Raw genomic sequence first — 22,098 nt, 5'->3', positions numbered from 1 at the left:
GAAGCCGGACCACTTTTTTTACAAGACCGCTTCTCCCTCGCTCGTTTTCAAGATATATGGGTATACTTATGACAGAAGCTATTTTGGAAATGGAGGAATGTCACGCATGGAGCAGTTTCATAAACGTCTTTGGATTTTCTTTTCGATTTGGTTCACCATCGGCTTGATCTTAGTCGGTTTTTCGTTACTTCCCCCTTGGCTCGAGTGGGCCAATGCCGTCTTTTTATTCGCTTCCGGCTTATACGCAGCTCTCTATTTTTGGCATGTCTTACCGAAGGGGCGTCTTGTCATCCCCTTCATCTTCTTTGGTTCGATCATCATTGAGTCGATTGGGGTCCATACCGGTTGGCCGTTTGGAACATATCGTTACGAGTCGGATTTCGGTGTCCAATTATTAGGTGTGCCGATTACGATCGGGGCTGCATGGCTATCGGTCATGGGGGCAAGTCTCGCTTTCTCCCGTTTGTTCTCGTTTCGCTATAGTACATTGATTCTCGTTCCATTGTTTGCCGTCTGGCTCGATTTAGCGATTGATCCAGTTGCTGCTAACGTGAAGTCGTATTGGCTTTGGCAAGACGGTGGCTGGTATTACGATATTCCGACACAGAATTTCTTCGGGTGGTATGGAACAGCGCTCGTCTTTTCCTTTTTCATCAATCGCTATCAAGTCAAGGCGACGGATGCTGCACTCGAACAAAACAATCAGTATCTCTTTTTGATGTTGCATACTTTATTCGGTGTAACAGCAGGAGTTGCTGGTCTCTATGGTGTCACTTTGGTCAGCTTAAGTGCATTCATCGTCTATTTCATTGTGAAACGAGGGGTTATCGTTGAAAGAAGCAAACAAAAGCAAATTAGCTGAATCCGTATTTCATACGTATGTCGATCATGCTTTGATCCGACGTCATTTCCACCGTGTCTTATATCGAGCAGACGATCTACCTGTCCCTGGTCTCATGCTTGCTACACACAGTTCTTGGTGGGACGGTATGATTCTTTTTCATTTGGATCAGACCTGTTTCCATCACGACCCCTATGTCATGATTGATCAAGCAGGGCTTGCTCGTTTCCCGTTCTTCTCCCGTCTCGGAGCTTTCTCTGTTGACCGGACATCATTCGCTGATATCAAGACAAGCCTTCATTATGCAAAAGAACGACTTCAAAATGGCAGCAGCGTTTGGATGTTTCCTCAAGGCGAGGAACGTCATCAAGAGGACCGTCCGCTTCGCTTAGCAAGTGGTGCCACACATTTGACGCGTCATACGGATCACGTGTCTCTCGTCGCCTTTTATTATTCATATGGTCATGAACAGCAACCGGACGTCTATATCCGGACGCGTCGCTTTCATCCATTACCTGACGAACGATCAAGTGCTCAGGCAAAACGACTGACAGCAGAACTAACTGCCTTATACGACGACATTCGAGCAGATGCCATTGCTGAACATGTTGATTTGTATCGCTGTATCTCTACCCGAAGGGAACCACTTCCTGCACGAACGGAGCGCTGGTTACGGGCCCTTCGGTCATGAGTTGGTTCTTTCTCTTCTTCGCTCTAGCTGTCTGTCTCTATACATGGATCAATTTAGCTTTTCTACCACGATTAACGGCTCCCGTTCAACCAGATAGTCTAGCAATCTGCATCCCGTTACGGAATGAGGAGCGTAATGTACGAAAATTATTAGACGCATTAGAACCTGCTCTGACACCAGGGATGCACGTTTACTTATATGAAGACCGCTCGACCGATCGGACACGTGAGTTATTGCTCGATCGAATCGGTCAAGACGACCGTTTTACAGTGATTGATGGTCTTCCCTTACCAGCTGGCTGGGCAGGAAAGGTCCATGCGTGTCATCAACTCGCGAAACGAACGACAGAGGACTATCTGTTATTTCTCGATGCTGATGTGACACTGACACCGGATGCGATTTGTCGCTTATACGGAACGTTACGAACAGAACGAGCTGTTTTCCTTTCCGGTTTCCCGTCCTTTCCTGTACCGACGTTTCTCGGGAAGTGTTTGATTCCGATGCAACATGTTCTTATCGCGCAGCATCTTCCGATTCCGTTTCGCAAGGTGAAACATCCAGCGTTTGCTGCAGCCAACGGCATGGTCGTTCTCGTCGAACGACACGCGTATGACCAAGTCGGTGGACATGAAAGCATCCAATCGGCTCTCGTTGATGATTTAGAACTTTGTCGTACATTTAAACGACACGGGTTGACGACGACGCTCGTCGAAGTGGCTCCGGCAGTCTCTTGTGATATGTACGCCACGAACGACGAAGTCTGGCAAGGTTTTCTAAAGAATGTCTTTCGTGGGATGAACGATTCTTATGTCGTCGGATCATACTTTCTACTCTTTTACTTGGTTCAAGCAAGTGTCTTACCTTATCTCATCCTCCACCCATCCTGGCAGATGGGTGGCGCACTGATTCTTCTTTATTTAGCACGATTCCGGATCGATCGTGCGGCACGAATCCGACATGTTTGGTGGCTCCATCCACTGGCGGTATTCCTTTATGTCATATTGCTAGCAACTGCAATGATTCGAAGCTTTAGGAAACGGGAAATCACATGGAAGGGTAGGACCTATTCATAAGGAGGAATCAGTATCATGAAACATATAGCTGTCATCGGAGCCGGTCTTGGTGGACTAAGCGCTGCCATCTCATTAGCAGCAAAAGGATTTCGCGTCACGGTCATCGAGCGTAATACACATATCGGTGGCAAAATGATGCCAATCGTCACAGAAGGACATCGCTTCGATTTTGGTCCGAACACGATCACGATGCCGGAAGTTTTTCAGTCTGTCATTCTTGAATCCGGTGCGGATCCCGATGAGTACTTTACATTCACGAAACTTGAACGTCATACGGTCAATCATTTTTCCGACGGAAGAACATTAACATTTTCGTCTGGACGCGAAGCGATGCGGACAGAAGTAGATCGTTTCACGAACGGTCAGTTGGCGAAGAACGATATTACAGGTTACCAAGAAGAAGTGGCGAAGTTGCATACGATCGCAAAACAACAATTCTTTACGAACATTGATTCATTCATCCGCCCCTCCCTCTGGCGAGACATGTTGAAAGTGCATCCTTTCCAAAACCTTCATGGGTTGCATAAGCACTACTTTAAGGATAAAGGGTTGATTCAGGCACTCGATCGTTATGCGACGTATATCGGGAGTAGTCCGTATCAAACACCCGCTACCTTCAGTTTAATCGCTCATTTAGAACTAAATGACGGTGTCTACTTCACAAATGGCGGTAATACAGCAATCGCAGAAGGGTTCGCCCGACGTGCAAAAGAACTAGGTGTCGTCTTCCGTCTTGGCGATGAAGTGACACAAATCGAAGTCGTCGATGGACAAGCAACGGAAATTGAATTGAATCACTTGGAATATCTACCGGTTGACTTCGTCGTCATGAACGGTGATTTGTTGACACAATATCCACGTCTGATCTCAGAAACGGCACGACCTGATTTTAAAAACCCAACACCTGCTCAAGTCGAACCGTCGATTTCTGCCTATGTCCGATGTATCGGTCTCTCACGTCGGATCGAAGGGCTGGCTCATCATAACGTCTTCTTCTCTTCGGATTACGAAGCGGAGTTCAAGGCACTCTTTGATGAAAAACGGTACGCTGAGGAGCCGACGATCTATATCTCGAATTCTTCCGTCACAGCACCAGAAATGGGACAAGCGGGTGATAACTTATTCGTGCTCGTCAATGCACCTGCAACGGATACTGGACATGCGATTGATTTTGATACGTATGATCAACTGATCAATCAACGATTGCAGTCCTTTGGGATTGATATTTCGTCCGATGTCGTCTTCGAACAACGCGTCACGCCACAGGATATCGAACAAACCTTCTTTGCCTATCACGGTTCATTGTATGGCTTGTCATCCAATGGTATCCGGTCGTCTTTCCTCCGTCCGAGCAACCGTTCAAAGAATGTTCACAATTTGTTTTTTGCCGGTGGATCAACGCATCCTGGTGGTGGTAGTCCAATGGTGACGCTTTCAGGAAAACTAGCAAGTGAACGAATCGTCTCTGCTGTCGCCGCTACCCTGTGAACGTTATGTGAATTGCATATCAATCACTTGTACGGACAACTAAGATTTGATACGATTACTTCGAGTTCAAGAGGTAGTGATTGACCCCACATCCTCAATCAAGCGCAAGGTGACTTCCCCGAGTCAAGAGCGTTGAAGAACTTACTTTTTCTAACCAGCGAAATCAAATGGGACCCACCCATTTCATCACGTGACTCATCGTGTGTCCATTCGCATGACTTACGACGTTCCCCCTTAGATCGTCTCATCCGTTTGGTCCACAGATAGCTCGATAAAGAAAAGACCATCCCCGTGGTCGAAACAGACCTATCTCGCAGTCCAGATGTTCGCTCTGGTGTAGAAGTATTCTGAGACTCCCCGGTCTCAGACCATAGAAAAAAGACCTTGGTCCCCGCCAAGGTCTTTTTTCTATGGTCATGTATTAAATCGTTGCAAGTAACTTCATTTTTTGCCAACGGCTGACGTACGCCCGTTTTGTAAAGACGTCGTAATGATTATCCCGCGCTGCATCGAGTATACCACGGTACAAGAAAGCAGCAGCCTTCAGAGCACGCCGACTCTCTCGTGGATACCGTTCAAACGATGGAATCGCTGCGTCATACAGATGCTCTGCTCGAAGTGCAACCTCTTCCCAGAGACCGATGAAGTCTCCTGAAGGACGACCAGCGAGTAACGACTCCGCTGTGACACCGTATGTCTCCATCCATGCATGGGGCAAGTAGATGCGGCCGCGTTTTGCATCTTCACCAACATCTCGTAAAATATTCGTTAATTGCATCGCGATTCCAAGATCAATAGCAGACTTACGGAGATCAGGCTGTTGCGGTGCAAGGATGGGCAACAGCATCAAACCGACCGTACTCGCTACGTAGTAGCTGTATTGCTCTGTCTCTTCAAGCGTCTGATAACGATTTTTCTCGATATCCCAACGCATCCCTTCCGCGAGCTCAAGGAATGGTGTCTCATCCATTTCATAACGTTCAAATACGTCTGCCAACGCAATCCATAACGGTTTATCTAATACTTCGCCATCACGGAATCGTTTGAATTCATTCAAGAAAGCTAGTAAACTCTCTTTCGGCGTATCCGACTCATCGACGGTATCATCGAGGAACCGGCAAAATGTATAGATGGCATAAACAGCTTGTCGATCTGCTTTTGGTAAGAGTGAAAAGGCTTTATAGAACGTCTTAGATCCGGACTGAATGACTTCCTCACATTTGATATACGCGTTCTGGATCGTCACTGAATTCATGTTTCCACCCCATCTCTTGTTCCATTCGGTTTACGAGTATCGTTGCGCCCATCATGACGACTGGTACTCCTCCACACGGATGCACCGATGCACCGACGGCATATAATCGATCGATATCCGGATACGGTTTTGCCTGTGTCTTTAAGGCAGCCGATTGGCGAATCGTCGGCGCAATCCCAAAACTACCTCCCTGATACAATCCAAAGGCCTGTGCATCATTCGGTGTACGAATCTTCATTTCTTGTATCTTTTCCCGGAATCCCGGATGATGATGCTCGATTTTTTCAAGTACGGTCTCAATGAAGTCTACATTTTCATAATCTTCTACACCATAACCACGCGGAGAAGGAATTAATGAGTAGACGACACTATCGTCTGTTCCTGTTAAACTACGGTCAATCCGACTCGGATGGAACAGATAGACTGCCGGATGTTCGGGTAATCGTCCTTTTTTAAAGATATTCGTCATGAGCGGTTCCAAGTCGTTTGGCATCAAAAAGCGATGCACCGGTAAATCGACTTTCCCTTTCATCTTGAAATACAGCAGTAGCGTACCGCCTGAAGGCGTATAGGTCTTAGGTTGTTTACCTTCTACAAGACGTTCCATCAATGGAAACTCTCCGTTTAATACGATTTGATCGAATGCTTCCTGGGTGCCATCTTGTAAGACGATTTCCTTCGCCTGTCCTTGGTCGACGACGATTCGTTCAACGGGTGCCTCGAAGACGAATCGGACACCACGTTCGACTAATGTGTCGTACATGCGTTCAGCAAGCGAAAAATAGCCACCTTTTACATACCAGACACCTTCTGCTTGTTCCCGGTACGGAATCAAACCGTAAATCGATGGTGTCGTATAAGGGTTTCCGCCGATATAAAATGTCGGGAAACTGTATGCCATGCGCAAATATTTACTCTTGAAGTATCGCTTCAAATGGTCATGTGCAGTCTCTAGAGCATGCATCTGTAATAATGGACGCATCATGTCTGGGTGCAACAACTCCGTCTTCCGACGATAACCACGTTCTAAAAATTTCGATACACTCGTCTCATAATCCTTTTCTTTTTGATGCATGAATTCATAAAATCCACGACCTTCACCGAATTGACGTTCGATCGCGATCGCTTGATCCACGACATCGGCTACTTTCGTGACGACGGTACCATCGTCGAAGTGAAGGTCATACAATGGATCGACCCGTTCAAGTTCTACTCCCGTCACGCCGGCTTCTGCCAACTGCTCTTTTAACTTGCCTGGCATCAGAACGATCGTCGGACCTTCATCGATGCGGCCACCCGATTTAAAATCGACGGATCGTAATCGACCACCGACATGCGCTTCTTTTTCAAAAATCGTAATCTCGACTCCAGGATGTCTTGCTGTCAGCAAAAGCGCTGCATGCAATGTACCGACACCGGCTCCTACGAATCCTATCTTCATGTCCGCACCCCTTCTTTTTTGAGCACGAGTTCTGCCGTGATACGAGCGGATTCGAAAATCGTCGGTAATCCGCTACCCGGATGTGTGCCACCTCCGACGAGATACAGATGATCGAGCTCTTCAAATTGATTATGCGGTCGGAAATACATCATCTGTGTCAACTGATGACCGAGATTGAACGTCGCGCCTTGATGGATCCCCATCGCTTCCCAGTCGTCTGGCGTGAACATCTCTTCGACTTCGATTGCCGCCTCAATCCCTTGATACGGTGAACGCGTTTCAAGAGCGTCCAGAACACGACGACGTAGTTTCGGTCCTTCGATCGACCAATCGAGTTCAGAGTAATTGTTCGGCACCGGCACTAGGACATACATAGCAGACTTGCCTTCAGGTGCTAGCGTTGGATCAATCACGGATGGATTTTGGACATAGAACGAAAAGTCATCCGATAATTCTAAAGTCTGCGTCATCTCGCGAACGTTTTTCTCATAATCCTCTGCAAAGTAAATCGTATGGTGTGGTGCATCGAACGTCCGGTTGACACCAAGATATAACATGAACGTCGAACACGAGAATTTTTTACGGTCAATTTTTGGTCGGGACCATTTTTTCAGAACCCCTTCCGGCACCAGATGATTCATCGCATGTGCGAAATCGGCACCGATGATGACTTCATCGAATAACTCATGTTGACCTGACTCGAGGATGACTCCTTCGACAGCTTTTCCGTTTAAGATCAATTGTTCGATGCCCGCACCTAACTGTACGGTTCCACCTAGCTCTTCGATCGCACGTTGCATTGCAAGCGGTACTTGATGCATTCCACCAATCGGATGATGGACACCGTAAGCATGTTCCATGTACGACAAGATCGAAAAACCACCTGGACATTCCCAAGCTGACATGCCTAAGTATTTCGCTTGGAATGTAAAAGAATACTTCAATTCTTCGCTCGTGAAGTAGTCGGATAAAACATCATAAAGCGATCGTCCGAGCGATAGGCGTGGAAGTGCCGTTAAGACACGCGGTGATAAGTAATCCGTCAGCCGATCGTGACGTGTCTGTAAGATTGGCATGAGTTTTCCAAGCTTAAGTGCTTGCTCTGCCATGAATCGATCGTACCCTTCTCCGTTTCCAGGAAATTGTCGCTCGATTGCCTCTTTCATCCGGTCCCGATCCGTCGTCATCGTAAACTGCTCTGTTCCGCCTTTGAAATAGAGTGTATACATCGGATCAAGTGCCTTTAAATCTAAATAATCTTCTAATCGTAAACCGGCTTCGTGAAAAACATTTTCTAAAATATGCGGCATATTAAGGAATGTTGGTCCTCGATCGAACGTATAGTCACCTAGCTTGACGGCAGAAGTTCGTCCACCGACTTGCGTTTGTTTTTCGTAAACGGTGACGTCTACTCCTTTTCCTGCTAATAACAAGGCACATGCAAGTCCCCCAGGTCCTGCTCCTATCACTGCTACGCGTCGCTTCACCCAAATCTCTCCTTTTTATCTCTCATCGTTTCAACTATTATACTAAGCACATAGTGAAATCAACAAATTTGAACTGTCTTCCAACTGTAAAAACGCCAGACTTCGCTTAGGAAGTGGCGTTTGCAGTGACGATATACCAGGCACCTTCTTTTAAGAATGGTGTGATCGAAATGTTTTCAAACCCAGCTTTCGTTAGATCTTCTTTCAATTCTTCCTTACTTGGTAATGGATACAGATTCTCATGCAACGTCATGAAGGCATTGAATGCTGCTGAGAAAGGTGCACCATGTGAACTGTCACGTAATGGTGTGACGAGAATGACTGTTCCATCATCCTTGACGAAACGACGAACTCCTTTTAATAGTGCAAGGCGTTCCGGTTGCGGGAAGTAATACAAAATATTATTCATCATGACACCGTCATATGTCTGTTTCACATCAAACGTTTTGATGTCTCCGACGACAAAATCAATCTCTCCGCTCGTATCTCGCCGTTTTGCTTCTGCGATGACGGATTCTTCAATATCAATTCCGGCGAGTCGTAAGTCAGGCAATGCCTCATGGATTTTACGGAGATATCCACCATAAGCGCAACCAATATCAAGGAGTGAGGTCAGATTACGACTGCGAATGATATGGCGTACTGCCGGGAAAGCCACCGTCTCAACGAGAGCTGAAGTTTCAGCCACGATGTCACCATGTTCCTCTCCATTAAAGGTCTTTTGTTGACCCTCTTCTAAAAATTGAGGATAAGAGAATAGTGCTGGCAAGTGCAGCTCCATCATTTCCGATAACATGAATCCGATACTCCGATCGTCTGATTGAGAGAGTTCCGGAAGAACATGGCGAGTCGCTGTATAGCGTAAATCTTTTTTCTTCAAGTGACCGACTGCGACGCCGACTTCGAACCAGCGGGATAACGCTTCCTGTGTCAGCGGACGCTGCATTCGTAGTTGTGCCTCTGCTTGTGTTGCTCCTGTTTGAAGAGCATCGAATAATCCATATTTATAACCGATATATCCATGCCAAAGTGGTAACACCGGTTCTGCGCGTTTCATCCATTTTCGTGCCCGGAAAACTTTCGTCCATTCCTTCAACTGTGCCACAAGCGTTCCCCTCTCTACTGTGTAATACATCCCTTTTCCCAAATAACAACCACTTGTAAACAAAAATTACTAACGAACATGACAAAAAGAGTCCTTTTCAACCTATGAGGTCGAAAAGGACTCTTTGATCCCGCATGAACTTAGAAGAATTTCATACCGTATGGAAGTGAATAACCTAGGAATATTGTCACAAGGACAAGCACGATGAATCCGATGACGAAACCGGAATAGGCTTTGCCCTTTTTGACACGAACAAGTGTCAACTCTCCGAAGATGAGCGACAATAAGCCAAGTGTAATCTTCGCATGGTAGAGTGGGTCTGGATTTTCAGACATCCCCATAATTTTGATGTACAGATAAAGACCTGTCGCGAACGTCAATAAGAGCAACAGACGGAACGCCATATGAATCCCTTTTGCAGCTTTTTTGTTGTTCTTGTACATCGAAAAAGCGACGAAGAACGTAACCAATAAAAGTACCCAAAGTAAGACGTGTGTGTGAACGAATGCTGTGATTGGCATTTCATTTCCTCCTTTCTTTTCCTATTTCATCGTATCTGATTTCAGGACGAACACCTAGTGTTATTTTGTTGATATATGGTTTTTTCAGGAGATTGTCACATGTGTAGACTGGACAAGTGGAAATTTGACGGTGAAAAGACTACCTTCTTTCACGACTGACTCGACATGAATTTCTCCACCATGACCCGTGACGATTTCCTTACAGATAGCTAGTCCTAGACCAGTCCCACCAATTTTTCGACTATCCGAGTTATCGACGCGATAGAACTTTTCGAATAGACGACTCAGCGATTGTTCTGGAATCCCGATTCCCTCATCTCGAACTTGAAGAATGACTTGATCAAGTGATGTCGTGAGTACGACATCGATCGCACCACCAGATGGTGAATATTTCACCGCATTATTCAATAAATTATTGAGCAACTGTCTGATTTTTTCTTCGTCTGCTTCAATGACAGGCAACTGATTTCCCTCGTGACGGAACGTAATCCGATGAGCCTGTGTCGAAGCCGCATAAAATTGTGTCGTTTCTTCAGCAATCGTATAGATGTTCACGGATGCTTTTTTATACGATTGTGTGCCCGACTCCATGCGCTGGACATCTAAGAAATCATTGACGAGATTTGCAAGACGTTCCGTTTCGGAATGGATCGTCCGCAAATATCGATCTTGGCGCGACTCTTCGATGTCTCGGTTGAGCATGAGTTCTGTAAATCCGTAAATCGAAGAGAGTGGCGTCCGAAGTTCATGAGAGACGGTTGAAACGAGTTCTGATTTCAAACGATCCATTTCAGTCTCTTTCGTTACATCACGCATGACGAGCATCGTTCCTTTATGTACGTGATGGATATGGATCACCTCGACATAAAATTGAATGAATACTGTTTCGTTTCGAATCGAGAACTGTAAACTATCGGTCGGTAATTCTCCACGCAGAACTGCATCAACATAACGGCTAAAGACCTCTGGTTCGTCGACGACGGATCGAATGACTTCTAAGCACGTTTGCAATGTCTCCTGTTCAGTCTGAACACCATAACGTAACTCCGGGAATAAATCGTATAATGGTCGATTGACGAAGACCTCTTCTTTGCCCGGTTCAAGATAGATGACGGCCTCTCGAATCGAGTCAAGAATCCGCTCCGTCTTCGTTTTCTCTTTCGTCATCTCGTCAAACAGCCGCATCCGTAAAAGCGATAGCGATAATTGGCGGGAGAAGGACATGACATCACGCATCTGTTCGTTCGTAAACTGATCGCGGTAACGGACAAGGTAGATATACGCAATGATATCGTCTGCAGTGGGGTCGAGAATCGGCACAGCTGTTTCGTACATATAGTACGGATATGGCAATGGATGATTGCTTGCGACTTGTTTAGAAGAATGAACAGGTGACTTCAGTGACTCGGCTCGTTTTAAGAGAGACGCATCGTTTTGAAGCAGCTGTTCTGCCAATTCATCCGTCATTCCATACGTAACGACAGAGTAACTATCTTCTTCATCAACAAATACTAATGCACCAATCTCAGAATCCGTGATCGTGACGAGCTTCTCAATGATTTCCGGATAAGCAGTCAACGACTCACGCGCCGCGAGCGTTTCTGTCAAATCATTCCGATACTGCAGATGTTGCTCATTCCGCATCGTCAGCTCTAATGCTTCTTCGAGTTCTTCTTGCTGTGCTTGCAATTCTTCCTGCTGTGCTTGCAATTCTTCCTGTTGCGCTTGTAATTCTTCATTTTTCGCTAATAAATGCTGCTTGTTCTCGGAAATCGAACTTGCCATCTGATTGAAGGATAACGCCAGAATTCCGATTTCATCTTTACGATTCGGTACTTTGACGCTCGAAACATCTTCACCGTTCGCAAGCCGTTGACTGTTCTTGACGAGAGATAATAATTCCATCGTGATGCGGCGGATAAACGGATAAATAAAGAAAATCAAGACGGCAAGTAAGACGACGATATTCGCTAACCAAATCAGCTGTGTCGTCCGGATTTCCCGTTCCAACTGATCGCTCGTCCGTTGTGCCCAATCCTCTAAAAATTCACGATAACCGCCGAGTGCTAGCTCGCTCTTATTGATTTCCGAGAGTACATCAATGTTTCCTTGAGCATCTAATTGAATCTTACCTTCAGCTAATAATTGCTGACCAAGTGGCAGTTCAGCAAGTGTTGTTCCTTTTAAGAAGGATTCCGTGACATCCCCGGACTCTTTCGCTTGGACATACGATTGAATAAGCGGCAAGATGGCATCGAAATAATAACCATACAATTCTCTCGAGGACTGGGCGAATGCCTTTCCTTGATCATAAATCGCATTTTTTTCGAACCATTCTGTCTGCTGATCAATCTTATCTTGTTGAGCCATGACTTGATTGTATAGATCATCATTCCCCATCAAGGCATAACCGCGCATGTTGAACTGGACATCCTGCCATTCTTCCCATAAAGCACCCGCACGTGCACTCCGGTCACGGATATCTTCTAATTTCGCCCGAGTCGCTTGCAGTTTCGTATCGGTATAGTTGTAGACGATCAATGATGAAATCATCAATGTAGCTAATACGACATAAAAGGAGGCCATGAGTTGGCGCCCGATTTTTCGATTAATCCACTTGGTGATCACTCAGTATTCCTCCCACGACATCAATCAGTTCTAACGGACTAAAGGGCTTCGAAAAGAAGTAATTCGCTCCGATTTCTTCCGCTCGTTCGCGGTCTGATTGTTGACTTTTAGCCGTCAACATCATGATTTTTAAATGTTGCTTATCTGGATGTTGTCGGACTTTCTCGATGACTTCAATCCCTGTCATTCCAGGCATCATGTAATCGAGTAAAACGAGATCATACTCAGCGTTCATGATTTTTTGATACGCTTCGTCACCGTCCGTCGCTTCATCGATCGTATATCCTTCATCTTCTAGTGTATCGAGTACTAACATTCGTAAGACATCTTCGTCTTCTGCTAATAAAATACGTGCCATCTATCAAAACCTCCCAAAATTATCCATCACCAAAGTAACATATCTTCTTTATTTTACACAGTTCTTTCATAATAAGAAACGGAAATTACTTTAGAAACTGATTTTGTCTCCTTATTCCTCATCCCTCTTTCGACCCATACTAAAACCTCCCTCATCTCTACCTGAAGTAGGAGGACGAGGAAGGTCTCGATCGTATCAACATTAAATTAAACTAAATCAATCGTTTCTTCTAAAGCAAACGCATAGATGACCTTACGTGAAATTTGAATATGAAGAATCGCTTCTAACGCTTCTTGATACAGATTCAACTGAGTTGCGTACCGATCCCGTAACACATCAGCAGCTGTCTGTCCGACTTCCGTCGTAACGATTTGATCCGATTTATAATCGAGCAAGATATAGAACTCTCCATCCTGAATCAAACAGTCGACGATTCCTTGCATGACTGCGTCATCCACTGGACCTGTCCAGTCTTTCCGGAAACGCGATGCCCCGATCTTATATGTGAACGGCAACTCTCGATAGACGTGGTTCGTCCGTAATCGTTCGCTGAACAGTTGTCCGATTTCAGAGTCGAGGAACCCTTGTAACTGAGCTGCCGCTTCTCGCATCGTCGTCGCTTCAATCGGCGTAATGCGTTCCGTTGCTTCCCACTGATCAATTTGTTGCGAAATCGATTCGTCCGGTTCATACAATTGCATCGCTAAGTGTAGGACCGTTCCTCGTTCCGCCCCACTTAAAACAGGTCCGAGGAATTGAGGCGTACGGTAATAGGTCGTCTGGCGATATGTCGTTTCGAATGCTGCACGTTCGAGCTGTTCCGCCCGCTTCAGTTCCGTGACGGTCTGTTTTGCTGCCGTCTCTGTCGCAAGCGCATGCGGATACTGATACGAAAATGCCGCTTCGACAATTTCTTTGACTTGCGAATTAATCGGCACATCGATTTTTTCAAGCTTCTGGACGTGTTCGAGTTGCTCCACGAGTGTTGAGATTTCTTGATACGGTGCTAACTCCTCTAACGACATCACACGAATCGACCAATCCGTCTCATCCGGACGTAGTAAACTACTGCGTAAGACTGCCGGAACGACCCATTCCGCATAACTCTTCGCTTGGCGCCGATCATTTTCAGGTAGTAAGACTTCATCTGGTGGCGTCATCTGCCAGGTCGCCATTTGATCCTCTAAATCCTTGACTGTCCCGACGAGAATCAGCTTTTCCTTCGCTCGAGTCATCGCAACATACAAGACGCGCATCTCTTCTGCCTTCATCTCTCGATCCATTTCCCGGCGGATGACTTCTTTTAAGAGTGTCCCAGATCGCAAACGACGAATCGGATCAATCGCATCTAGGGCAATACCATACGTCTTATGCAACTGAATCGCCTGCATTTGATCCTGTTTGTTGAATTGCTTCGTCAATTGGCTGACGATCGTCACGGGGAACTCGAGTCCCTTTGATTGGTGGATCGTCATGATGCGAACGACGTCCTCGTCTTCTCCAAGCGAACGGGCTTCTGCGAAGTCTTCTCCTCGTTCAATTAATCGATTGATTAGACGAAGGAAACGATAGAGACCACGATAACCGGACGTCTCATATTGCTTCGCTCGCTCATATAAAGCGTTCAAGTTGGCTTGACGACTTTTGCCTCCGGCGAGACAGCCGACGTACTCAAAATAGCCGGTCTGATCAAAGAGCGATCGAATGAAGGCAGGTAAGGCACTCCCACGTGCTTCAGTTCGCCATGATTGAATCTGACGGATGATTTCGTCCATTCGAATTCCGAGTGGTGATTCCTCTGCCGCCATCGCGAGCGCTGCCTCATAAAAGCTTCCTTCTTTTTGTTTTGCTCGAATCCGTCCTAAATCTCGATCCGCCACCCCAAAAATCGGCGATCGTAACACACTCGCGAATGGAATGTCTTGAAGGGGATTATCAATCGTCTTGAGCAATGCCATCATGATTTGAATTTCCGTCGCTTGGAAGTACCCGCCCGTCGTATCCGCATAGACCGGAATCTCATACTGTTCGAGCACTTCGACAAGCGCTTGGACACGCTTACCACGCGACCGTGCTAAGACGACGATGTCGCGGTATTCACAGGTCCGGAATCGGTTGGCTTTCGCATCATAGATTAGATGTGGATGCTTCGAATCAACGAGTTCTAAAATTCGCGTTGCAATCGCTCGTGCTTCAACCTCTTCCTTTTCACTATCAAGTGGATCAATCAAAAGTAATTCAGGTGCCACTTGCTCCGATTCGAGATAACTCAGATTCCCGAGTCGAAGGTGCGCGGCTTCATCGTAATCAATCTCCCCGACCGTCTCATCCATTACTTGGCGGAAAATTTGATTCGTTCCATCCAGCACTTCAAGACGACTCCGGAAGTTTTTTGTTAAATCGATCCGAGTACCGACATCGGTCTGTTGGAATCGTTTGAATTTCTCAAGGAACAATCCTGGCTCTGCATGACGAAATTTATAGATGGATTGTTTGACATCACCGACCATGAAGAGATTTCCTGTCGCCTCATCCGTTTTCGAGACCAATTGGATGATACGTTCCTGAACCTCGTTCGTATCTTGATATTCGTCGACGAGTACTTCAACGAAGCGTTCCTTCAGAAGTTTTGCCACGTCTGACGGTTGTCCTTCGTCCGTCAAGATCTCTAATGCAAAATGTTCAAGATCCGAAAAATCGACGATACCCCGTTGTTGTTTCGCTTCGAGATAATCGCTTGCAAATTGACGTACGAGTGTCACGATCGTCTCGACGTGTCGCAACTGCGACCGCAAGTCCTCCAAGTAATCGACACCAGTCTTTTGGACGAACAGCTCTTTCATTTTCTTGAACTCCGCTACGAGTCGCGTCCGCTCTGCTTGAAACGATTTGATTCCTTCATCCCCGCGTGGACTCTTCCAGCGACCGAACTCTACTGCTTGAAAAGCAAGCGCAACCATCGACCAGTGGCGTGCTGACGTTTCGAGCGAGGTAAAAGGAGCAATGTCCTGACGCATCATCTGTCCCATTTCCGTATAACCAGCCTGCTCCAGCTCAAAAGCAAGTTCTCGGTAACGTCCCAATAAATTCGAGAGACTTTCCCACTCTAATTCGACTAGTCGTTGCATGAGTGGAGAATCATCCGGGTCAATCGGCTGATCGTACTGACTGATTAAATGTGCATAAAAAGCTTCCGGATCCGGTAAGGAACGGGAAAACCGATAGAGATTCGAAATCAGTGTCAACATCGCTTGATCATCCCGATCTGACGTATAACTATCAATCAAATCATAAAATCCCGGGTCCTCAGAAGCATAAAAGGACTCAAAGACCGCTTCTAAGACATCGTCTTGCAATAACAGTAATTCAGATTCATCGGCAATTCGAAACGCAGGATCTAGACCAATCCGGTAATAATTCTCACGCAGAATCGACAAACAGAACGAATGAATCGTCGTAATTTGTGCCCGGTTCATTAATTGACGCTGTTTTTTCAAATACAAATCATCCGGTGCCTCTTTGATGCGCTGGTCCATGACCTCAATGACCCGCGTCTTCATCTCACGTGCTGCCGCATTCGTAAAGGTAGCGACGAGAATCCGATCAGCCGACAACTCATCTTCAGGATCAATCAATCGTTGCGTCAGCCGTTCAACGAGGACCGCTGTCTTCCCTGATCCCGCTGCCGCTGAGACGAGGATATGTCCACCTCTAGCTGAAATGGCTTGTTGTTGTTCTTCCGTCCAACGCACGCTCATTCTTCTTCCTCCTTCAACCGTTCCAGTACTTCTTTTTCAGACATCGGTTTTAATGGGCGATACTGATTCCCAAGCGATTCATCGAACTGACAGACTGAACGATACTCACAAAAACTACACGGTGTCCGTTCCTGATAATCGAATGGATTGATGGCGATATCCCCATCATAGATATCTTGACTGCTGTCTTTTAATGCCTCCCATGCATGATCCATCAGTGCTGATAAGTCTTCCTCTTGTACGACACCTTTCGTCTGCGTCTTATGCAGTCCGTTTTTCGTGAATGTCACTTTAACGAGTGGTGATTTTTTTCGTTCATCGTACGCAATATGATCCATCGCTCGTAGTACCTCGTCATTCTCGAGAATGACGCCTTGCATTTGATAGGACTCGAGTAACAGTTGATTACGCTTTTCTTCGTCAGCCGATAAATCGCCCCGTAACATCGGATTTTTGACGTGGAAATATAGCGCACCAGCTGGTTTTGCCTGCTGTTGATAGAGCAGCTCCGACTGTTCTACGACCGTCTTCAAATATAACAACATCTGAATGGCAAGCCCATAATAGATTTCCGCAAAATCAAGTCCTCGAGCACTTGATTTGTAATCAATGATGCGAACGTATAGCTGATCACCGATCGTCGCCTGATCAATCCGGTCGATGCGACCCGTGAATTCAATTTCTGTTCCGTCTGGTAACGTAAAGCGTAATGGTGGGAACGTCGCGTTACCAAAACTGATTTCAAATAAGTCGGGTTCAAAATCTGTTCGTTTTGCTTGTTCCACAAGCATTTTAGCTGTTTGTTCGACGACATCCGTCAATTTTTTCTTGATATACCCGAAGCGACTCGAACTCATCAAGATCGCATTCTGAATTTCCGGTGTCACCTTTTCGACAGCTTCCTTCGCAAGTGTCCCGCACGTCTCGCCGTCGATCTCTCGCCAGTGTCGTCCAGAAGCTTTAATACTGAGCGACAGATCATTTAATGCGCCGTGGAACAGATTCCCGATGTCCGGTGCTTCAAATTTATACAGCTTTCGCTCGCGTAAACGAAGTCCGTATCGAGCAAAATGCTTATACGAGCAGGCGTTATAGGTCTCAAAACGCGAAACGCTCGCTTGCAGTGAATCACCATATAAACGATGCGCCAACCCTTCCGGCAAGGCTTCCGCTTGATTTTGATAGAACAAGGCACTCGAGAATAACCCCATCCGTTCACGTCCCTGTCCGTTTTCGAGAAGCGTATTGTACACTTCGAACCAAATCGGCTGAATCGGATAACGTCGTTGAAGACGCCGGAGTTCAATCGCCGTCGCTGCTGCCGCGCGATCTGGACTCGTTACGAAATCAAGTTGTTCTTGCGGTGCGTGTTCCCCAGCTTCCGCAAAGTGTGTCTTAATCGGACGATCGAGCAACAATTGTCGCTTTAATTGTTTGGTGATCGCTGCCGGCTGAAGCGCCTTTCCTTCTTCATCGACAAGTGCGTAACTGACATACAAGGCTTCACTTGGAGCCATCATCCCTTGATACAGATAAAACAGCTCATCATCAAACACATCAAGAGACGCTTTTCCAACCGGAATACCATGTTCATGTAAAAAGTCATGATCATTTTCGGACAGTAACTTTGATTGATCTTGAACGAACGGAATCAGACCATCATTTGCTCCCAGTAAAAAGACGACTTTTACTCGTTGTAATCGTCCACGGACATAGTCCGTCGCGATGACTTGATCGAGCGATGGCGGAACAAGTGCAAAACGAAGGCTCTCAAGTCCTGTCTCGACCATCTGAACGAACAAATCCGTTGATAAAGTATGCTCAGGTGCAGCAGCTTCTAGCTGCTCGAATAGATGAAGTATCGCTTCATATACTTGATCATGCTCGCGCGCAACAAGTAATTGATCCTGCTCTAGTGCTTGCTTACGCCATTCCATTAAACGTTCTGCAATTTTTTGTTCTTCAAGGAATTGATAAAGACCTTTCGTATACGCGCTCATCGTCTTCGCCTGTTTCAGCCGACGGTGCAACGGTTCAATCAAGTCGACGACGAAGCTTCGTAAATGGTTCAGTTCTTCTTCTTGCGCAAGCTCCTCTTCCGTTAAGCGAACTTCTTCTGCTAGGCGCCGCTTTAATTGCCACGGTTGTTGCCACATCGACCCTTTGATGCCGCGTTCGAGCACGAAGGTCTCAAAACGATCGAGCGCTAGACGCGCATCTTCTGCGGGAATCGGCAAGAGCTCTGTCTTCAGTAAACGAAAGACCGTTTCTTCCCGATAACCCGACGTCACGATGTCTAAAGCAGATTGAATCAAGTCAACGAGTGGATGATGAACCATCGACTCACGTTGATCCAAGAAATATGGAACATCATACATGTGGAAGGCTCGTTCCAAGTGATCCGCATACGGCTCAAGATGTCGCACGACGAATGCCATCTCATGAAACCGATACCCTTTTTGTCGAACGAGTTGAATCGCTTTCCGCACGGCTGATTCTGCTTCAACTTGACGGTTAACTGCAGCTGTCATCTGAAAGCCCTCAATGTCATGATCGACAGAAGGATATCCCGGCTTCAACAAGGCCTGCTCCAAATGTCGTAGCCCTTCTGATTGAAACTTGATTGGTTGATCATACAAAATTTCTTCGTATGGAATCGACAGTTCCTGCATCTGACCGATCAATTGCATGTAGCACCGCTGAGACACACCAAAAGAAGTTTGTTTCGCATAAGGATCCGTTGCATCCATCGTAAAACTAATATGCATTTCAGCCACTTGTTGCATCAAGGCGAGTAAAACTTGTTGTTCCTGGAGCGAAAATTCATAAAATCCGTCGACGATGATCGTCGCTTGATCCAGTCGCGCTTTTGGAAGTAACTCGAGCAACGTCGTATAGTAATCGTCTGCATGGAGTGCTTTATCGACGATTCGTTCCGTAAAGCGCTCATAAATCAACGCAAGATCGTTTAATTTCGGTGACCGTTCGAGAGAGCGATCACTCACTTGACGCAACATGTCTGGCTCAATCAACGAGCGTTTAAACGACGCGATGAGCTCATCCAGTCCTTGGAAAAATCCTGGCATGTTTTTAGTTCGTTTAAAAATCTTCAGTTCGTCTTCTGATTCCTCGACGACCTGTCGCAGTAATAGCTGTGTTCCCGTCTCATCGAGAAATGGAATCGCTTGATTCCCGTAATCGCGTAAGATATGAAACGCAAAGCGCCGTAGACTCATGACCTCAAGACGAACAAGACCTGCTATCCGTTCATCTGTCGCAATCCGCCGCTCCATTTCAAATGACATCTGATCTGGAACGATGAAATACATCTTCTCCCCTAACGGTCGTTGCTCGAGTTCCTGTATGACGCGCTCGATCAATTGTGTCGTTTTCCCACTACCGGCACGACCAATATGCATATGGTTCATCAAGAAAACCTCCTCCTCGTTTTTTCTTTACTCTTAGTATCTCACAAACAAGAACAAATGTACTGTTTTTGGCGCATGTCTTCTACGTATAAATTTGCTATAATCAGGACACATCCTATGTAAGGCAGGTGATGCTTCTTGTCACTTTACGAAACCATCGGAGGCGAGCATATACTCACATCCTTGGTTCGCTCGTTCTATCATCAAGTCTACCATGATTCACTGTTGCGACCGTTATTCCCTGAAGATCGGCAACGTGTCGAACAGGCACAACTCGTCTTCTTGACCCAATTGACAGGGGGACCGCGCGACCCGGATCAACCGCCGGCGAGTTTAGCGATGATTCACCGGTTATTACCGATTCAAAAAGAACATGCCATCCGTTGGTTGGAACTGATGGAAGTAGCTGCTCTTGATACAATTCCAAATGAAGAAGCACGACTTCAACTACTCGAGCGATTACGAATTGGCACGATGAATGTACTACGCGTTTGTGAAGCACACCAGATGGACTGAGGGATTTTTCTTTCTCATCTGTCCATTTCCATGTAAAATAATAAATGGAGGCGATAAAACATGACGGAAGAACAAGAACAACGACCTGAACTCGTAAAGAATGCGATCGAGCAAGCCGAAGCATCGACGAACGAGGATGACACGCTCGAGGAAGAGCAAGCCGAAGAACAAAAAAAATTGGATCACATCAAAGGTCTCGTAACCCTTGAACGCGGATCTGATTACTATCGTGTCGTTTTTTATGACGACCATAAACACTTGATTTTCAAGGAACTCGATTACGATCGTGTCGACTTCGTAGGTCGTTTCTACAATGACAGCTTTGATCCGACAAACTTGACGGAACTAGAAGAGATTGCAGACAAAGCACTCTCGACTTCTTTACGAAAACGATTCTTATAATGCATGAAAGAAGCCGTCCTCCGATTGGAGAACGGCTTCTTTTTTATTGATCAGATTGTTTTTTCTTCCGACGAAGGACGTAAGCAAGAACGCCACCTGCGACAGCGATCCCTGTTGCCGCCAAGATCGGTAATAAGACCTTTTTGTTGGATGCTAGTTTTTGTTTGACTTGCTCAAGGCGGGACTCATTCGTCTCTTTCAAGGCGATGGATGTCCGACGGTTCATCGTGACGTGTTTCGCAGCATCCGTTACGACGATGCGTTTCGTGACCCAACGGCGATTTCCAGCATCATCAACGACCAATTGTCGTGCCCGTTTAATTCCTTTGATTCGTTTACCCGGTGTATTTTCCGGACGTACGATGCGGGAACTGATAAAGCGTCTGCCTCCAGTCGCACCAAATCCAGGCTGTAATTTTCGGCGATTTAACCATTCGTATGATTCATTCATTGTGTCGCGGTAAAAGTTACCGCTTCACCTCCCTATGATTTCTCTCTCTACTGTTTCTCCTTACGTAAGTAAGATTCCTGTTATGTGTTTCCACTTTTCACCGATTCTTAAACTCTGGCAACTGAAAACGACGTTGCATTTCGTACGCCAGTTCCAGTGTTTTAATCCGTTGTCGTTCGATGCTGTATGCAGAGGCATCCGTATCGATACACTGACCGGTCTGAAATTCGACTTGTACTTTGCCGGATTTTTTCTGAACAGTCTTCATCTGTTTAAAATTAATCCAAATACATTCCGCCTTTTCTTTTGCGGTCGTCGGAAAGAAAATCGTCTGTGCTTGCCAATCCACTAAAACAGGTGTCTTTCGGTTCGGACCAAGGATATGCCGCGCTGCTTCGATTCTCCCACGCATGGACGAACCAAAATACAAACAGGATTCTTCAATCAACTTAATCGGATGACCATCTAAAATACTTTCAGAATGTTCCTTGATGACGAGTGTCTGCGGTTCACCGTATTGACCGTATCGCGGGATCAAGGCTAACGTTTCTTCCGTGATTGGGTATGACATCTCCTTCGCTCCCTTCCTGGATTATATTGGTTATACCAAACTTCCTTTTACCTTGCATGAACGGAACGATTATTTCCTAATGAA

At 46.1% G+C, this 22,098-nt stretch carries 17 protein-coding genes; 6 read left to right on the top strand and 11 right to left on the bottom strand.

What is annotated here, in order from left to right:
* Positions 1-106 precede the first annotated feature (106 nt).
* The 4 genes from ITJ88_RS10155 to ITJ88_RS10140 are packed head-to-tail and all read left to right on the top strand — an operon-like array spanning position 107 to position 4,093.
* On the top strand, positions 107-862 hold the full coding sequence (locus ITJ88_RS10155; RefSeq protein ID WP_023467400.1) for a carotenoid biosynthesis protein: 756 nt from the start codon (positions 107-109) through the stop codon (positions 860-862).
* Positions 831-1,532: a lysophospholipid acyltransferase family protein gene (locus ITJ88_RS10150; protein WP_230088803.1), complete on the top strand. Its 702-nt coding sequence runs from the start codon at positions 831-833 to the stop codon at positions 1,530-1,532. Before ITJ88_RS10155 ends, ITJ88_RS10150 begins: the two co-directional genes overlap by 32 nt.
* Positions 1,529-2,605: a glycosyltransferase family 2 protein gene (locus ITJ88_RS10145; RefSeq protein WP_195865596.1), complete on the top strand. Its 1,077-nt coding sequence runs from the start codon at positions 1,529-1,531 to the stop codon at positions 2,603-2,605. Before ITJ88_RS10150 ends, ITJ88_RS10145 begins: the two co-directional genes overlap by 4 nt.
* 15 nt (positions 2,606-2,620) lie before the next feature.
* Entirely contained in the window at positions 2,621-4,093 is a 1,473-nt protein-coding gene (locus tag ITJ88_RS10140) for a phytoene desaturase family protein (protein ID WP_058265051.1), read from the top strand.
* A 421-nt stretch (positions 4,094-4,514) separates the two neighbouring features.
* Here ITJ88_RS10140 and ITJ88_RS10135 read toward each other — a convergent pair whose 3' ends face one another.
* The 9 genes from ITJ88_RS10135 to addB form a co-directional block, all read right to left on the bottom strand.
* Entirely contained in the window at positions 4,515-5,348 is an 834-nt protein-coding gene (locus ITJ88_RS10135; protein ID WP_195865595.1) for a phytoene/squalene synthase family protein, read from the bottom strand.
* Entirely contained in the window at positions 5,308-6,789 is a 1,482-nt protein-coding gene (locus tag ITJ88_RS10130) for a phytoene desaturase family protein (RefSeq protein WP_195865594.1), read from the bottom strand. The genes ITJ88_RS10135 and ITJ88_RS10130 overlap by 41 nt, the downstream gene beginning before the upstream one ends.
* Entirely contained in the window at positions 6,786-8,276 is a 1,491-nt protein-coding gene (locus ITJ88_RS10125) for a phytoene desaturase family protein (RefSeq protein ID WP_195865593.1), read from the bottom strand. The genes ITJ88_RS10130 and ITJ88_RS10125 overlap by 4 nt, the downstream gene beginning before the upstream one ends.
* 106 nt (positions 8,277-8,382) lie before the next feature.
* The gene (locus ITJ88_RS10120; protein ID WP_230088802.1) at positions 8,383-9,333 is read right to left on the bottom strand and encodes a class I SAM-dependent methyltransferase; all 951 of its coding nucleotides are present in this window, start codon (positions 9,331-9,333) and stop codon (positions 8,383-8,385) included.
* Between the two features lie 188 nt (positions 9,334-9,521).
* Complete coding sequence (locus tag ITJ88_RS10115) at positions 9,522-9,902, bottom strand: DUF1516 family protein (RefSeq protein WP_195865591.1); 381 nt, start codon at positions 9,900-9,902, stop codon at positions 9,522-9,524.
* 84 nt (positions 9,903-9,986) lie between these two features.
* Entirely contained in the window at positions 9,987-12,530 is a 2,544-nt protein-coding gene (locus ITJ88_RS10110) for a HAMP domain-containing sensor histidine kinase (protein ID WP_195865590.1), read from the bottom strand.
* A complete protein-coding gene (locus tag ITJ88_RS10105; protein ID WP_023467390.1) occupies positions 12,511-12,888 on the bottom strand; it encodes a response regulator in 378 nt (125 codons plus the stop codon). Before ITJ88_RS10105 ends, ITJ88_RS10110 begins: the two co-directional genes overlap by 20 nt.
* Before the next feature lie 206 nt (positions 12,889-13,094).
* On the bottom strand, positions 13,095-16,646 hold the full coding sequence (gene addA / locus ITJ88_RS10100; RefSeq protein WP_195865589.1) for a helicase-exonuclease AddAB subunit AddA: 3,552 nt from the start codon (positions 16,644-16,646) through the stop codon (positions 13,095-13,097).
* Entirely contained in the window at positions 16,643-20,074 is a 3,432-nt protein-coding gene (gene addB, locus ITJ88_RS10095) for a helicase-exonuclease AddAB subunit AddB (protein ID WP_195865588.1), read from the bottom strand. Before addB ends, addA begins: the two co-directional genes overlap by 4 nt.
* Positions 20,075-20,212: 138 nt before the next feature.
* Here addB and ITJ88_RS10090 point away from each other — a divergent pair, with 138 nt between their 5' ends.
* Together ITJ88_RS10090 and ITJ88_RS10085 are read left to right on the top strand one after the other, a co-directional pair.
* A complete protein-coding gene (locus tag ITJ88_RS10090) occupies positions 20,213-20,590 on the top strand; it encodes a truncated hemoglobin (RefSeq protein ID WP_195865587.1) in 378 nt (125 codons plus the stop codon).
* Positions 20,591-20,650: 60 nt separating this feature from the next.
* The gene (locus ITJ88_RS10085) at positions 20,651-20,992 is read left to right on the top strand and encodes a hypothetical protein (protein WP_195865586.1); all 342 of its coding nucleotides are present in this window, start codon (positions 20,651-20,653) and stop codon (positions 20,990-20,992) included.
* Between the two features lie 43 nt (positions 20,993-21,035).
* Here ITJ88_RS10085 and ITJ88_RS10080 read toward each other — a convergent pair whose 3' ends face one another.
* On the bottom strand, positions 21,036-21,443 hold the full coding sequence (locus tag ITJ88_RS10080) for a hypothetical protein (protein WP_023467385.1): 408 nt from the start codon (positions 21,441-21,443) through the stop codon (positions 21,036-21,038).
* 97 nt (positions 21,444-21,540) lie between these two features.
* Positions 21,541-22,014 carry a competence protein ComK gene (locus tag ITJ88_RS10075; protein WP_029340962.1) on the bottom strand — a complete coding sequence of 158 codons (474 nt, stop codon included), beginning with the start codon at positions 22,012-22,014 and terminating at the stop codon, positions 21,541-21,543.
* Between the last annotated feature and the right edge of the window lie 84 nt (positions 22,015-22,098).

Source organism: Exiguobacterium abrahamii (assembly GCF_015645365.1).
Classification (GTDB): domain Bacteria; phylum Bacillota; class Bacilli; order Exiguobacteriales; family Exiguobacteriaceae; genus Exiguobacterium_A; species Exiguobacterium_A abrahamii.
The sequence above is the reverse complement of the archived record's forward strand: the minus strand, read 5'-3'. Positions and strand labels throughout refer to the sequence as shown.

What these genes read in the sequence shown, in the direction of transcription:
- ITJ88_RS10140 (WP_058265051.1), top strand. Translation starts at nt 2,621, where the DNA reads ATGAAACATATAGCTGTCATCGGAGCCGGTCTTGGTGGACTAAGCGCT.
- ITJ88_RS10115 (WP_195865591.1), bottom strand. Translation starts at nt 9,902, where the DNA reads ATGCCAATCACAGCATTCGTTCACACACACGTCTTACTTTGGGTACTT.
- ITJ88_RS10105 (WP_023467390.1), bottom strand. Translation starts at nt 12,888, where the DNA reads ATGGCACGTATTTTATTAGCAGAAGACGAAGATGTCTTACGAATGTTA.
- ITJ88_RS10080 (WP_023467385.1), bottom strand. Translation starts at nt 21,443, where the DNA reads ATGAATGAATCATACGAATGGTTAAATCGCCGAAAATTACAGCCTGGA.
- ITJ88_RS10130 (WP_195865594.1), bottom strand. Translation starts at nt 6,789, where the DNA reads ATGAAGATAGGATTCGTAGGAGCCGGTGTCGGTACATTGCATGCAGCG.
- addB (WP_195865588.1), bottom strand. Translation starts at nt 20,074, where the DNA reads ATGAACCATATGCATATTGGTCGTGCCGGTAGTGGGAAAACGACACAA.
- ITJ88_RS10120 (WP_230088802.1), bottom strand. Translation starts at nt 9,333, where the DNA reads ATGAAACGCGCAGAACCGGTGTTACCACTTTGGCATGGATATATCGGT.
- ITJ88_RS10085 (WP_195865586.1), top strand. Translation starts at nt 20,651, where the DNA reads ATGACGGAAGAACAAGAACAACGACCTGAACTCGTAAAGAATGCGATC.
- ITJ88_RS10075 (WP_029340962.1), bottom strand. Translation starts at nt 22,014, where the DNA reads ATGTCATACCCAATCACGGAAGAAACGTTAGCCTTGATCCCGCGATAC.
- ITJ88_RS10135 (WP_195865595.1), bottom strand. Translation starts at nt 5,348, where the DNA reads ATGAATTCAGTGACGATCCAGAACGCGTATATCAAATGTGAGGAAGTC.
- ITJ88_RS10155 (WP_023467400.1), top strand. Translation starts at nt 107, where the DNA reads ATGGAGCAGTTTCATAAACGTCTTTGGATTTTCTTTTCGATTTGGTTC.
- ITJ88_RS10145 (WP_195865596.1), top strand. Translation starts at nt 1,529, where the DNA reads ATGAGTTGGTTCTTTCTCTTCTTCGCTCTAGCTGTCTGTCTCTATACA.
- addA (WP_195865589.1), bottom strand. Translation starts at nt 16,646, where the DNA reads ATGAGCGTGCGTTGGACGGAAGAACAACAACAAGCCATTTCAGCTAGA.